This window comes from Pseudoalteromonas sp. MMG012, from assembly GCF_018100875.1.
GTDB classification, from domain to species: Bacteria; Pseudomonadota; Gammaproteobacteria; order Enterobacterales; family Alteromonadaceae; genus Pseudoalteromonas; species Pseudoalteromonas aurantia.
Genome location: NZ_JAGJEF010000002.1, coordinates 39280 through 54820 on the forward strand (window position 1 = coordinate 39280; position 15541 = coordinate 54820).

At 40.0% G+C, this 15541-nt stretch carries 11 protein-coding genes; 3 read left to right on the forward strand and 8 right to left on the reverse strand.

The features are described from left to right. Position 1: 1 nt before the first annotated feature. Together rppH and J8L97_RS01050 are read right to left on the reverse strand one after the other, a co-directional pair. Positions 2–526, reverse strand: a complete 525-nt coding sequence (rppH, locus tag J8L97_RS01045; RefSeq protein WP_192506789.1) for an RNA pyrophosphohydrolase — start codon at positions 524–526, stop codon at positions 2–4. A gap of 536 nt (positions 527–1062) precedes the next feature. Further along, positions 1063–2169, reverse strand: coding sequence for a serine hydrolase (locus J8L97_RS01050; RefSeq protein ID WP_211047571.1), 1107 nt, complete (start codon positions 2167–2169; stop codon positions 1063–1065). Between the two features lie 271 nt (positions 2170–2440). Here J8L97_RS01050 and mutH point away from each other — a divergent pair, with 271 nt between their 5' ends. Next, positions 2441–3115, forward strand: a complete 675-nt coding sequence (mutH, locus tag J8L97_RS01055) for a DNA mismatch repair endonuclease MutH (protein ID WP_211047572.1) — start codon at positions 2441–2443, stop codon at positions 3113–3115. An 82-nt stretch (positions 3116–3197) separates the two neighbouring features. On the opposite strand, the gene eno is transcribed toward mutH, so the two are convergent. The 5 genes from eno to rlmD all read right to left on the reverse strand — a co-directional run bounded on the left by eno (position 3198) and on the right by rlmD (position 10690). Further along, the gene (eno, locus tag J8L97_RS01060; protein ID WP_192506786.1) at positions 3198–4490 is read right to left on the reverse strand and encodes a phosphopyruvate hydratase; all 1293 of its coding nucleotides are present in this window, start codon (positions 4488–4490) and stop codon (positions 3198–3200) included. 158 nt (positions 4491–4648) lie between these two features. Continuing rightward, on the reverse strand, positions 4649–6283 hold the full coding sequence (locus J8L97_RS01065; RefSeq protein ID WP_211047573.1) for a CTP synthase: 1635 nt from the start codon (positions 6281–6283) through the stop codon (positions 4649–4651). Between the two features lie 122 nt (positions 6284–6405). Further along, entirely contained in the window at positions 6406–7203 is a 798-nt protein-coding gene (gene mazG / locus J8L97_RS01070; RefSeq protein WP_211047574.1) for a nucleoside triphosphate pyrophosphohydrolase, read from the reverse strand. Between the two features lie 11 nt (positions 7204–7214). Then, positions 7215–9371, reverse strand: a complete 2157-nt coding sequence (relA, locus tag J8L97_RS01075) for a GTP diphosphokinase (protein WP_192506783.1) — start codon at positions 9369–9371, stop codon at positions 7215–7217. A gap of 5 nt (positions 9372–9376) precedes the next feature. After that, complete coding sequence (rlmD, locus tag J8L97_RS01080) at positions 9377–10690, reverse strand: 23S rRNA (uracil(1939)-C(5))-methyltransferase RlmD (RefSeq protein ID WP_211047575.1); 1314 nt, start codon at positions 10688–10690, stop codon at positions 9377–9379. 82 nt (positions 10691–10772) lie between these two features. Between rlmD and barA the strand changes: the two genes are divergently transcribed. Further along, positions 10773–13547 carry a two-component sensor histidine kinase BarA gene (barA, locus tag J8L97_RS01085; RefSeq protein ID WP_211047576.1) on the forward strand — a complete coding sequence of 925 codons (2775 nt, stop codon included), beginning with the start codon at positions 10773–10775 and terminating at the stop codon, positions 13545–13547. A gap of 168 nt (positions 13548–13715) precedes the next feature. After that, on the forward strand, positions 13716–14552 hold the full coding sequence (locus J8L97_RS01090; protein ID WP_211047577.1) for a mechanosensitive ion channel family protein: 837 nt from the start codon (positions 13716–13718) through the stop codon (positions 14550–14552). A gap of 374 nt (positions 14553–14926) precedes the next feature. On the opposite strand, the gene J8L97_RS01095 is transcribed toward J8L97_RS01090, so the two are convergent. Next, positions 14927–15475, reverse strand: coding sequence for a YkvA family protein (locus J8L97_RS01095; protein WP_192506779.1), 549 nt, complete (start codon positions 15473–15475; stop codon positions 14927–14929). Between the last annotated feature and the right edge of the window lie 66 nt (positions 15476–15541).

Consider the following 15541-nt stretch of genomic DNA (forward strand, 5'->3'; position numbering starts at 1 on the left):
TTTATTTTCTATTACGCCACGGCTGGTCACGGTGGCTATGCTCTCTCTTATGAAAAGGCATTGCAAATGGCGCAAACTCCTTCATCACCCTTCTATATACATCTCGTTTAAATGATACAACTTGCCTGACAGGATACCAATAACTAACCCAGCGCCAATCATCGAACTCAGGGTGGTGAGTATGAAGTAAGTCAACATCCTCATCTTTACATCGTAATTTTAGCAAAAACCATTTTTGTTTCTGACCTATACAAACTGGGCTTGAGTCTCTACGGATCAAACGCTTTGGCAGTTTATACCGTAACCAATGCTTGGAACTTGCTACAATCTCAACATCTTCCGGTTTCAAACCAACTTCTTCGTTGAGTTCACGATACATTGTTTGTTCAGGGGTTTCACCTTCATCAACACCACCTTGGGGGAATTGCCAGGAGTGCTGCCCATATCTACGTGCCCAAAACACCTGTCCTTGATTGTTACAGATAACAATTCCGACATTGGCACGAAAACCTTCGGCATCAATCACCTTAGTGCCTCTTTTATAAGTCGATTTTTAATGATTGTTCCACAACTCATGCCACACAGCAAACATTATTCACGCTTTCACTCATGTTATCCACAGCTTGCCAAATTAAAAGAAGGAAAAAGGCTAATATACAAACAAATCCACAATTTACATATAATTACCCCACCTTTTCCACAGTTTCTGTGGATAATTATGTTTATATAGTTGTATTTATCCAAAATCTAATGCTGTGTGCAATATTAGCTCTTGTCACAAAGCTTCTCTTTTCATTTAGTATCAATAACTTAATCAAAAACACTGTATAAATATGTGGTTTTTATTTAGACAAAAAACACTTAGTACAAAAAACAACCACGCATTTTGTCTGATCAGAACTCTTTAAAGTGACGTTGAAAGCAGGCTGGGAGAGTTTGAACCTTTATACTACACACCGAACTCAGCCTTTATGCTTTAATACAACAAGGAAAAGCATAACTTTCCAACTCTAGTTAAAAGTTAGCAAGGCTGCTAACTACTAGGATTTATCTACTCACTTATTATTTTAACTCAGCAGCTTTTGTGTATTTATCAACGATTATGTTGGCAATTTCATTTAACTTATCCTGCGTGTTGTCAGCCGCTATATTTGTGACGAGAAATATACCCACCCCCAGTTCAGGATATAGGGCTAACCAACTAGAAGTCCCTATTGACCCTCCACTGTGATAAAGCATTGGCGTACTTGAATCATATTTATATGTGTTCCAAAAAAATGCATGTCCATGTGTGTTTGCACTTCCTGCAAGTAGCGTTTGCGATAGGGTGACATCTGCAGAGTTGGAGGTAAGTAAATAATGCATATAGCGTGTTATTGAGTCAGTAGTTGATGTTAAGCCTCCTTCTGAAAAAGAATATGGGCTAAGCAATGGTGCGCTCTCACCTTCCTCATCTACCCCTTTGGTGATCTTATTGATTTCGTCGCTGGTAATGCGAAATTTTGTATCTTCCTCACCAGATTTTTCAGTAATAAACTCTGTAACAAGCATCGAAAATGGCTTGTTATATACATTTTCAAGAGTATAACCAATGAGCTCCGTACCAACATTTGAATATTGATATTCACTCCCTGGTCGTGAAGTCAGTTGGTATTGGCTCAGATCTTCAAACAGTTGCGATTTAGAGTAATTTAATATCAGCTCAAAAGCTCTGCCATTTTTGAGATCTTCTCGAGTAAAGGCAAAGTCTTGAGGAAGCGCGCTTCTATGTGTTGCTAGATGGCGCAAAGTGATTGGCTGATTTAAGTATTGTAGATTTTGATAACCGTCAGGTCCTAAGTACGCTCTAATATCGTCATCTAATTTTACCTTTTTATCCGTTACTGCTTTAGCGAGGAGTAATCCTGTATATGTTTTAGTGATCGATGCAATTTCATATATAGTTTCATGACCGGGTTTCGTTCCATTTGGAAATTGGCCAAAATGGTTTTGGTAATTGTGCTGCCCACTAACTATGGCAATAGAAACCACCTGGGCATCTTCGTCGATTAAAAACTGCGTAAGCGCTTTCTCAACAAATGACTCAAAACCTAATTTACTATCGTTAGTGCAAGCAGCTAAAAAAATAAATGAAAGTGGTGTGAGCCTTTTTATTAGATGTATAAACACATTTTTCCTTTATGAATTTAGTACTTTGTTTATATTGATGAAACCATTTAATTGTAACAACCTATTTTATCAAGAAGTAAGTTATATTTGCATAAAAAACACACCTCGAAATGAACTGTATAACAGGCTCTTAACATCATTTTTTACTCTAACAATAAGCCCTTGACCTTGTCTGAATTCTTTACATTCAATGGCGTTAACCACTCATGTAATTGAAATATTTAGGTTACAATGTTGGCATAATTACTTTGATCACTAACTAGAGAGTATCGTGCAAAGACCATCCCCACCAGCAACAATAAATGAGCTCATGCAACGCGTAAACGACATAGCAGGGGTTACTTTGGGAGAGCTCGCGGCTCAGTATCAATTTAAGACACCAGAACATTTACTCAAAGAAAAAGGCTGGCCAGGACAGTTATTAGAATATGTACTTGGCGCAAGTGCTGGCTCAAAACCGGTTCCCGATTTCGAGCTACTGGGAATTGAATTAAAATCTTTGCCTATTGGATTTAATGGTAAGCCTCTTGAAACCACCTACGTAACAACGGTTCCATTAACTGGACTTACAGGCGCAACATTTCATGATAGCAACGTTAAAAAAAAGTTAGCCCATGTGCTTTGGTTGCCCGTTTTAGCCGAAAGAGCGTTACAGCCGATTGACAGAATAATTGGCTCTGGATTTTTATGGCAACCCAACACATATCAAATTAACCAATTACAAAGAGATTGGGAAGAGCAAATTGAGTTGATCGCACTCGGGAAAATAGAACAAATATCTGGTCACCTAGGTGAAGTTATGCAAATAAGGCCTAAGGCAGCAAACAGTAAAGCCTTAACTGACGTCATTGGACCGCATGGGAAACTCACCAAAACTTTACCGAGAGGGTTTTATTTAAAAACAAAATTTACTCAACAAATATTAACAGAACATTTTCAAGGATAATTACATTTCCTTTTAAGCTGTACTTACTGGTATTTGGCTACAAAAAAGCCGCCAATACAGCGGCTTTTTTAAGGCGGATTATTTACTGACCTTTTATCTCACTTCGACCTTTATATGTTGCTTTATCACCTAGAGCTTCTTCAATACGAAGTAGTTGATTATATTTAGCAACACGATCTGAACGACATAATGAACCCGTTTTAATTTGACCAGCAGCAGTACCAACAGCAAGGTCTGCAATAGTTGCATCTTCAGTTTCACCTGAACGGTGAGAAATCACAGCAGTAAAGCCTGCATCTTGCGCCATTTTTATAGCGTCAAGTGTTTCTGATAATGTACCAATTTGGTTGAACTTGATCAAAATCGAGTTACCAATTTTCTCTTCAATACCGCGTGTTAGAATTTTCGTATTCGTTACGAATAAATCATCACCTACTAATTGTACTTTGTCACCAATTTTATCAGTTAAGATTTTCCAACCCGTCCAATCACTTTCGTCTAAGCCATCTTCGATAGAAATAATCGGGTAACGTGCCGCTAAATCAGCTAAGAAACCTGCAAAACCTTCTGAGTCGAATACTTTACCTTCACCTTTTAGGTCATACTTACCATCAACGTAAAATTCTGATGCAGCACAATCTAATGCCAGTGTTACATCTTTATTCATTTCATAGCCAGCTGCATTAACGGCTTCAGTGATCACTTCTAGCGCTTCTTCATTTGACTTCAAGTTTGGCGCAAAACCGCCTTCATCACCTACAGCCGTATTTAAGCCACGAGCACTCAAAACTTTTTTAAGGCTATGGAATATCTCAGCACCAATACGCAATGCTTCACGGAAACTAGACGCACCAACCGGCTGCACCATGAACTCTTGAATATCCACATTATTATCAGCGTGCTCACCGCCATTAATGATATTCATCATTGGTACCGGCATTGAATACTGACCAGATGTGCCATTGATATCGGCAATGTGTTCATATAATGCAACCCCTTTTTCTTGGGCTGCAGCTTTCGCGGTTGCCAAAGACACTGCTAGGATTGCATTTGCACCAAATTTTTCTTTGTTCTCTGTGCCATCTAAGTCAATCATAATTTGATCAACATCGCGTTGTGCTAAGGCATCTTTACCCTCTAACGCTTGTGCTAAGTCAGTATTGATGAAATTAACGGCCGTTAATACACCCTTACCTAAATAGCGTGACTTATCACCATCTCGTAACTCAAGTGCTTCTCTGGTGCCAGTCGATGCGCCAGATGGTGCACATGCACGCCCCCATGCACCTGTATCTAGGTGAACATCAGCTTCAACTGTTGGGTTACCGCGTGAGTCCATAACTTCACGGCCAATCACTTTTACGATTTTTGACATCTTGATTCCTCTTATTCCCAAAATGGTGAGTTTATTGTTAAGTGCTTACTATCCTGTTATTACCAAATAAGCATTGCATTAAATACTGGTAGTGATTCACTGCGATACATACTTTTTCACACAATAAAAAAGCCGTGCGATTGCACGGCTTTTCTGAATTATGACTCTGCTTTTTGGAAGCGATGTGCAGCTGCAACAAAGCCTTCAAATAATGGATGTCCATCTCGCGGCGTTGAAGTAAACTCCGGGTGGAACTGCGCGGCTACAAACCAAGGGTGATCTTTATTTTCAATGATCTCCACTAGCTTCTTGTCTTCTGACAAACCAGTAAACTGCAAACCAGCTTGCTCAAGGCGCTCAACATAGTTGTTATTTACTTCATAACGATGACGATGACGCTCGAAGATCTCGTTGCTACCATAAGCTTCGAATACTTTTGAGTTGTCTTTCACATGACACTTCTGAGAACCAAGACGCATTGTGCCACCCAAATCCGATGCTTCATCACGGGTTTCAACTTTACCTTCTGCATCTAGCCATTCCGTGATTAACCCCACAACTGGATGTGGTGATTCTGCATCAAACTCTGTGGAGTTTGCACCTTCAAGACCAGCAACATTTCGTGCATATTCAATCAGTGCAACTTGCATACCCAAACAAATACCTAAATATGGTACTTTATTTTCACGCGCATATTTGGCAGCAAGTATCTTACCTTCAACACCTCGGCTACCAAAACCGCCCGGTACCAAAATAGCATCAAGATGCGATAATAATTCAACACCTTTGCTTTCAACATTTTGTGAATCAACATACTCTATATTCACGGTCACTCGGTTTTTCAAACCCGCATGTTTTAGTGCTTCATTCACGGATTTGTATGCGTCAGGTAATTCAATGTACTTACCAACCATACCAATCGTGACTTCGCCTGTCGGATTTGATTCTTGGTACAGCACTTGTTCCCACTCAACAAGATCCGCTTCAGGCACATCTAAATGGAAACGACGACACACTAAGTTGTCTAAATCTTGAGATTTAAGCAATGCAGGGATCTTATAAATGCTATCAACATCTTGCAAAGAAATAACCGCTTTTTCTTCAACATTCGTAAACAACGCAATCTTCGCTCGTTCATTTGCTGGCAGTTTACAATTTGAACGACAAACCAGAATATCAGGTTGAATACCGATTGAACGTAATTCTTTTACTGAATGCTGAGTTGGCTTAGTTTTTACTTCACCCGCCGCACCAAGGAATGGCACAAGGGTTAGGTGCATGAATAATACACTTTCACGGCCAAGTTCTGTACCCAACTGACGAATCGCTTCTAAAAACGGTTGCGACTCAATGTCACCAACCGTACCACCAATCTCAACAATGGCGATATCATGACCTTCCGCGCCTTCTAATACTCGGCGTTTGATGTCATTGGTAATATGTGGGATCACTTGAATTGTAGCGCCTAAGTAACCACCTTTACGCTCTTTGCGTAATACATCTTCAAATACACGACCTTGTGTGAAGTTGTTACGGCTGGTCATTTTGGTGCGAATAAAGCGCTCGTAATGACCTAAATCAAGGTCAGTTTCAGCACCATCTTCAGTTACGAATACCTCACCATGTTGAATCGGGCTCATTGTGCCTGGGTCAACATTAATATAGGGATCCAGCTTAAGAATAGTTACATTCAAGCCACGTGCTTCTAAAATAGCGGCTAATGATGCAGCTGCAATACCTTTACCCAAGGAGGAAACTACTCCGCCCGTTACGAAGATAAATTTTGTACTCATGCGAACCCTAGAATATCAGGAAAAATGGAATTTAAATAAGAATCAAGACGGGGCGATAGTGTAGCAAAGTTGCTCGTATCAATCCAGTTAAAATATAACTTGAATCTTAAATAATTATAAAGTCATTGGTCCCTATGTTGCTTTTTAACATATTCCCACGCGTCATCCATTTCCTGCAAACTTGCTTTTTTCAGGTTTACACCTCGCTTGCGCAAAACCGTGTCTACATCGGCAAATCGCGCGACAAACTTATCGCTGGCTTGACGGAGTATTTGCTCTGGGTCGTGCTTCGCGTGTCTTGCTACATTAACTGTCGCAAATAACAAGTCTCCAATTTCTTCCGCACTATGCGTCGAATGCGGATCACGCTCTAACGCTTCACTGACCTCTTCAACTTCTTCGACTACTTTTTCAAGTGCTCCATGATAGTCTGGCCAATCAAAGCCCAATGCTGAAGCTCTCTTTTGTATTTTTTGGGCTCGGGACAATGCAGGCAACATACGAGGTATATCATCCCAGAGTACTTTCGACTTATGAGCCTGTTCTGCTCGTTCGTGTAACTTAATGTCTTGCCATTGTTGTTCTAGCTCTGATTCAGACAAAGTGACTTGTTGCTTAAACACATGAGGATGGCGTCGTTCTAACTTTTCATTTAACGTATCCACCACATCATCAAAATCAAATAAATTTTGTTCCTGTGCTAATTGTGCATAAAAAACTACCTGAAACAACAAGTCACCTAACTCGCCTTTTAATGCAGGCATATCATTTGTTTCTATTGCCCCTGCAACTTCATAAGCTTCCTCAATCGTATGCGGCACAATTGAGTGAAGTGTTTGTGCTTTATCCCAATCACAACCAGTTTTAGGATCACGTAAAGTGGCCATAATTTTTAATAGTGTCGCTACATTTTCGGACATTTTTTCTTCACTCAATGTTGACGCTTAGCGTCAAACACGCCCTCTATTTGATGGAGTTTAGTTAACAGTCTATTCATTGCTGATAAATCAGATACTTCAATTTTCATCTCAAATATCGCCACATCACGTGCATCATCTGTTTGCACGTTCATATTGAGGACATTCACTTTTTCGTTGGCCAGTACTGAGCTAATATCTCGAATTAAGCCCTGTCTATCATTTGCTTCAATTCGAACCGTTATCGTATAAGCTGCTTGTATTTCTGATGACCAACTTACAGCAATCTCACGTTCAGGCTTTTGCTTACAAATATGCATAAACGAATCACAGTCACTGCGATGTACAGCAATACCTCGACCTTGTGTAATATATCCAACAATGTCGTCTCCAGGCACTGGTTGACAACATTTGGCCACGTGACTCATCAAACTACCGACACCATCTACTACAATGCCATTTTTATCTCCTCGATGTTTACGTGGAGACGAAATTTTTACGGTCGCTTCTTCTTCAGGCTTATCAATAATGTAATTAAGAAATTGATTTATGCGTACATCGCCAGCCCCAATAGCAACCATCAAATCGTCAAGCTCTTTGAAATTAAACCGTGAAATTGCCGGCTCTAAGTGCTTATACGTCAAACCCAGCTTATGCAATTGCACGTCTAATATCTCTTTTCCTGCTATCAAGTTCTTATCGCGGTCTTGTTGCTTAAACCAGTGATGTATTTTACTGCGAGCTCGAGAAGAATGAATATAACCAAGAGAGGGGTTTAACCAATCTCGACTGGGCGAAGGATTTTTTTGCGTTAATATCTCTATTTGATCGCCAGTTACGAGTTTATGTGTGAAAGGCACTATTTTACCAAAAATCTTTGCGCCAATGCATCGGTGTCCAACATTAGAGTGAATGTAATACGCGAAATCCAGTGGCGTTGCCCCCAAAGGTAAATCAAAAATATCCCCTTTTGGCGTAAAAACGTAAACCCGGTCTTCAACGACTTGATTCTTCAGTTCGTCAGCTAAGTCGCTGCCATCAACCACTTCTTCTTGCCACTGAAGTAGCTTCCTTAACCAACTAATTTTCTGCTCATAGCCCGAACCTCTGCCTGGCAACGCACCTTCTTTATACATCCAGTGTGCAGCAACACCTAGCTCGGCATCTTGATGCATCTCTTCTGTGCGAATTTGGATTTCAATGGTTTTACCTTCTGGTCCAAAAACCACCGTATGAATTGATTGGTAGCCATTTTGTTTTGGCGTTGCAACATAATCATCAAACTCTTTCGGTAAATGACGCCAGTTCGTATGTACAATTCCTAACGCGGCATAACAATCTTGAAGCTCATCAACCACAACGCGCATTGCACGAATATCAAAAAGTTGATCAAATTCGTAGCTTTTCTGAGACATTTTCTTATAAATACTAAAAATATGCTTCGGACGGCCATAAACTTGCGCTTTTACTCCCGCTTCAGCTAACTTGGTTGTTACTGAATGCACCATATTTTCCATATACGCTTCGCGATCTAAGCGCTTATCTGCAAGTTGTTTTGCAATCGATTTGTATGTTTTTGGGTGTAAATAACGAAAAGAAAGGTCTTCCAGTTCCCACTTTAACTGTCCAATCCCCAAGCGGTTTGCTAAAGGTGCAAAAATATTAGCTGTCGCTTTTGCTGCAATTACTCGCTCTTCCTCATCTGAATTCTTAACAGCCCGCAAATGACAAATTTGTTCTGCGAGCTTAATGACAACAGCACGCACATCTTCGACCATGGCTAACAACATCCGTCGCACATTATCAATTTGCACATTCCCTTTGCCTTGGTGCGCCAATGTACTGATAGTAGCCATTTGCTCTACACCACTTAGCAACAAAGTCACGTTGTCACCAAATTCTGCTTGCACGTTTTCAAGGTCAATTTGCTTATTTAAAAAGTATGGGGTTAAATAGGCGGTTGCTAATGACTCCGAATCAAAATTCAACTCAGCCAAAATCTCCACCATTTCAATGGCGTTATGTAACCTTGTAGCATCAAGTTCAGCCGGACATAAATCATGTGCTCGCTGCAAATAAGCCAGTTTGTCTGCAGATAAACTGAGTTGCGATAGTCGAGTTGAAAAGTCATCCGACTGCTGCTGTTGATGTGATTGACGGGTGGCAACCATCTGTACTATCTCCTTTGGAATAACGCCATTGTTTCGATATGCCCTGTATGTGGGAACATATTCATCAACCCTACTTTCACAAGTGAAAGTCCACTATCTAGCAATAATTTGCTATCTCTGGCTAATGTTACTGGATCACATGATACATAAAGTACTTTATTGAATTGCGTTAATGGCATTTGCTGCAATATGCCAAATGCTCCCGTACGTGAAGGGTCTAACACCAATACCTTTGCACTTTGGTCAAACCATGGCGCTTGCGCCATATCCTGTGTTAAGTCAAAACAATGGAACTCTGCATTTTCTATTTGATTAGTTTGCGCATTTTGTTTAGCCATTGCAACAGATGAAGCTGAGCCTTCAACACCAGTGACACTGTTTGCTCGTTTTGCGAGCAATAATGAGAAATTACCAATACCACAAAATAGATCTAATACCCTATCGCTATGAGATACCTCTAGCCACACCAATGCTTGCATCAACATTGCCGCATTTACTTCAGCATTAACCTGTACAAAATTATCCAATGTGAAATTAAAACGCACATCATCTGCAATATAATATGGCAGTTCGTTAAGCTCTGACACTTTTTCACCATTATCCCATACTATTTTCCAGCCCAAAGCGTGACTTTTCTCTTGCAGATAATCTTTATCGCGGGCCGTAATACTTTTTGTATGCCTTAGCAGTACGAATTGGCCATTATCGGCATCGCATAATTGAACATGACTAACAGAGCAATACCCATCTCGGCTATTTAATAACGCTCTCAAGTCTTCAAAGATATTATCAAAATGGCCGGTTAGAACCTGACAGTTTTTTACTTCAACGATTTTTTTACTCTTAAAACCACGAAAGCCTAATTTCAGAAGCTTATTCCCTTTATCATAGAAACACGCAATACGTGCACTGCGTCTGTAATACTTAGGTTTACTTTCAATCGCGGGTTGCCAACATTCTACATCATATTGTGCAAATTTTTGAAAAAGCTTATCAACCGCCTGTTGTTTATGAAAAAGCTGTGAAGAAAGTGCCAAGTGTTGTGTCTGACATCCTCCACATATGTCATTGTCGCGGCAGAACGGCGTGACACGTTCATTGCTCGGCTCAATTACTTGAAGTGTTTTAGCTTCAATTAATTTAGACTTATCCTGCAAAACTTGCGCTTTTACTCGTTCATTTACCAAGGCTCCCTCGACAAAACACACTTTGCCTTTATGATTAGCAACACCACGACCTTGGTGGTCTAGTGAATGTATTTTTACTTCAATAGCTTGCTTATCTACTGCCCGCTTTTTTGGACGAAAAATCTGTGCCATAACATTGCCCCTTAAACATTGCTTATCAGCGCTGAAATCGATAACCTAAAGTCAAAATAATTACTGTGACTAACTGCCTCAGATGACCAAATTTAGCCTGCGTGATAGCATTCTTATTCTGACTTTAATTCCGACGGTACTGATCGGCTTAATCTTAGGAGGCTATTTTACCGTAAATCGCTATGTTGAGCTTGAACAAATTCTCAATCAACAAGGTAGCAGTATTTCAGAACCTCTCGCGATTGCGACAGAACACAGTATTGTTTCTCAAGATCGCATTAACTTACATCGCGTTTTAAGCACGGCGCATAACAAACATGCGCCTTTAGTTAAAAGTATCTCCGTATTCGATCAGGACAATCAATTGTTGCTGACGAGCAATTTTCATGAAAAATTTAATAAATTGTATTATTTAGGGGACGCAAGTCAGCTACATCAAACGGAAATGGTAAAACTCGCTGATACCTTCGTCTTTTACACACCTATAAAACACTATGCCAAGCACACTAATGATTGGAGCGAAGCTCACCCTGACACGCTTGCTATTTTGGCAGTAGAGATCAGTCAAGACCAAGCATTAATCTCTCAGCAACATGCTCTTATTTTAAGCAGTAGCATTATACTCATTGCTATCTTGCTCAGTGCATTACTGTCATTACGAGTCAGCCGAATGTTCACTATGCCACTTTCAAGGTTACTATTAGCAACGGATAAACTTGTTGAAGGTAAACGTGATATCGGTATACAAGGTCACATGCAAGGTGAATTTGAACTACTTAGACAAGGCTTGAACACAATAAATAATAAAATGACAGGTCAACGTGACGAAATGCAAAAACACATTGATCAGGCCACCAGTGATTATCGTGAAACATTAGAACAATATGAAACACAAAATATCCAGTTAAATATTGCCAAGAAAGAGGCTCAAGATGCCAACCGCGTAAAATCTGACTTTTTAGCAAAAATGAGCCATGAGTTGCGCACGCCTCTCAACGGTGTCATCGGTTTTACCCGACAGTTATATAAAACTCCCCTTAATAAACACCAAAAAGACTACTTAGATACCATTGAATTATCTGCAAATAGTCTACTGACTATTATCAGTGATATCTTAGACTTCTCAAAACTCGAAGCGGGTGCTATGGATTTGGAAAACATTCAATTTCAGCTACGTGATGCTGTCAATGAAGTGATGACCCTACTTGCGCCGAGTGCACATGATAAACAACTAGAGTTATCTATTTCGATAAATAGACAAGTACCCGATAACTTGGTAGGTGATCCAACTAGATTAAAACAAATCCTAATTAATTTGATCAGTAATGCCATTAAGTTTACCGAGCAAGGTTCCGTGAAGGTCGATATTAGTCATCGGTTGCTTAACGAAACGCACGCATCTCTTTTAGTGTCGGTCAGTGATACCGGTGTGGGCATTGCGATGGATAAACAAGATGCCTTATTTACTCCATTTGGGCAAGCTGACTCTAGTATCACTCGAAAGTTTGGCGGAACGGGCTTAGGGCTTATCATAACCAAACACATCGTTGAAGCGATGAAAGGTAGGATCACGCTCAACTCAGCATCTGGAAGCGGCACATGCTTTACATTCAACTCTGTTTTTGAATTACCCAACCGCCTCTATAACGACGATTTACCTTGCGGTTCACTCCATAATAAGAGGGTGCTGTACTTTGAACCACAAGAACATACCCATTATTCTGTTGTAGCACAACTTCATGAATGGGAAATGCAAGTTACTGCCTGTCAAACTGAAGATGAATTTTTAGCTGCTCTGACACAGGATTTTAATTTTGATGTTTGTCTCATTGGCAACATGGCAAGCGTTGAGCATATGCAAACCGTAAAGGGCTATATTAGTAAAGCCCGAGAATCTGCCGATTACCTATACCTCATGCTCAATACTATATCGCATAATATGCGTGAATCCCTTATCGGCAGTGGCGCCGATGCTTGCTTGAGTAAACCACTCAATCACAGAAAACTATGCGAGATTCTCGCAGCCCCCTATCGCCTTGATCACCCTAGTATTGGGATTGAAGAAAACCGAGAGCAAATACTGCCCTTGAAAGCGCTTATCGCGGATGATAATGATGCCAACTTAAAGCTGCTTTCTACCTTACTCTCTGAGCAAATTGAAGCCATCGATACGGCGCACAATGGCTCCCAAGCCGTTAGCCTATGTAAAATGCATAAATACGATTTAGTTTTTATGGATATACAGATGCCGATAATGGACGGTATCACTGCGTGTAAAACGATTAAGGAAGCATCACTCAATGAAGAAACTCCCATTATTGCAGTAACTGCCCATGCCCTCCCAGGTGAAAAAAACCAACTATTAAAAGACGGGTTCAGTGGCTATCTGACCAAACCTATTGACGAGGATATGCTTAAACAAACCATTTGTGACTATGGCCAAACGACACCATCGTCTGTACCCAGAAATAAGTCTCAACCCACAGTAAGTCGCCCTCCTTTTATCAGTGACTTGCTGGATTGGCCGTTGGCATTGCAACATGCGGGAGGAAAACCAGATTTAGCAATTGAAATGTTAAATATGCTACTAAAGAGTATTACTGAAACAAAAACAAATATTCACCAAGCACAAGAGCAAAACGATAGTGAACAGCTATTAAGTGTGATTCATAAATTCCACGGAGCATGCTGTTATACAGGTGTACCTAAGCTTAAAAAATTAGCAGAAGCTTTAGAAACAGGTTTGAAAAAGCAAGTAGCAGTTAGTGACATTGAACCTGAGCTTTTTGAACTGCTAGATGAATTGGATAACTTAGAACGCGACTCACAAATTGCCACCAATACCTCAGACATGTAACGCGCACTAACTTTACATTATTTAAGTCTATAGTGCTGATAAGAAACTTATCAGCACTAAGTATCTGCTCCTCTTCAAAGCATTCTTCCATAACAACAACGAACAAAAATTAATAACTCAGCTACAATTATTAGTGCTTTCTAACTATAAACACAAAGAGAAACCTATATGATGGACTTTTCCCAAATAGATGTCGAACACCTTCTAAACACCGTTATTGAAATGGCAATTTTGTATGCCCCAAAAATCGTGTTAGCAATATTAACACTCATTATTGGCCTCTGGGTCATCTCGCTTATTGGCAAGGGCGTTGACTTCTTGCTACAAAAGAAAGAATTTAACGTATCTTTACGTAAATGGTTATGCAGTATGGCTACAGTACTCTTAAAAGCCTGCTTGTTCATTTCTGTTATCTCTATGATCGGCGTACAAACGACTTCTTTCATTGCAATTTTAGGTGCTGCGGGGTTAGCAATAGGCTTAGCCTTACAAGGTAGTCTGTCCAATTTTGCAGGAGGTGTGCTCATTCTAATTTTTAAGCCTTTTCAAGTCGGTGACTATATCGTGGCTCAAGGGGAAGAAGGCGTTGTTGAAGCTATCGATGTATTTTGTACATTTTTAACCACATTGGATAACCGTCGTGTAATTTTGCCTAACGGACCTTTAGCAAGTGAGAAAATTAAAAACATCACCCATGAGTCAATTAGACGTGTTGACCTCAGTGTTGGCATAAGTTACTCAGCATCGGTTGATGGTGCTGAGAAAGCTCTCACAAATATGGCGTTAGAAAATAATTCAGTACTCAAAACCCCAGAGCCTTTTGTCGGTGTCACAGGGTATGGAGACAGTTCTATTGATTTAACCCTACGAGTATGGTGTAAAACAGAGGACTATTGGGATGTATATTTTGATATTAATCGAGCGATAAAACCAGCATTAGATCAAGCTGACATTGCTATTCCATTTCCACAAAGAGATGTGCATATTATTGATAAGTCATCTTAGAAAGCGACCATTGTTTGTAGCCGTTGGTGCTCACTAGCGGCTTTACAAGCTATAATTGAAACCGACTTAAACTCAAAAAACTCTCGTTTTTTTAAGTCAATTACTTCGAATACTCTCCACTGATGTGTCGTACAAGGTTGGTTTTTCACCTCACTCATTAATATTTGACCCTTTTAATATGAAATCCGTATCCTAATAAACAAGAGACTTACTGAGTAATTTATATGAAGAAGGTAATTTGAGCGCACATAACACTGCAAATACTATTTGCATAGGGTTAGCTCAGCCAACCTCGGGAGCGACTGTTAGCAGTGATCCACGATCAATAAATGTAGCCTGGTCGTTAGAACTCGACCAAACTACATGTGATAAACTTACATAATGCGAGATAATAATCGCGGCTTTGCAGATTTCCGGTTTCGTCGCATCGTCGCACGCAGTTGCGAGCGAGTACCTTCAAGCCAGCTTTCTCTATCTACTTTTGCTTCGTCGCCTCGACGCGCTTCTTCTGTTGCCCTAAAGCTACAAAATTCTCTGTAAGCTCTGAGATCCAGCGATAAATCTTGTAACACTAATTCAATCATTATTGCGTCATCAATATAACCCAAACCTGGAATGTGATCTGGCACTACGTCTTCAGGTTCACTGAAATATGCCAAAGATAGAATAATGGCTTTCTTCTCTTCTTCTGGTACTTGCCATTCAACGTCTTGCACTGCATCAATCAACAATGCCAGTGATGTCATTCGAGTTCGAACAAATTCTGGTAACTCAGCTTGCTCCATTTCTAATATGAGTTTTCGGGCTTTACTAATTATTTCTTCTTCATTGGTATGATTGCTCTTAGCAATAACATTTTGCATCATTGTTTTAAAATGCGCTAAGTCTGCATCTGATAATTCGAAATTGATTTCTATTGGCATAATATTCCCCAGAGTCCTTTATCTTCTATAATATTTAACAACATATGTCGTTACTTAAACTATGCC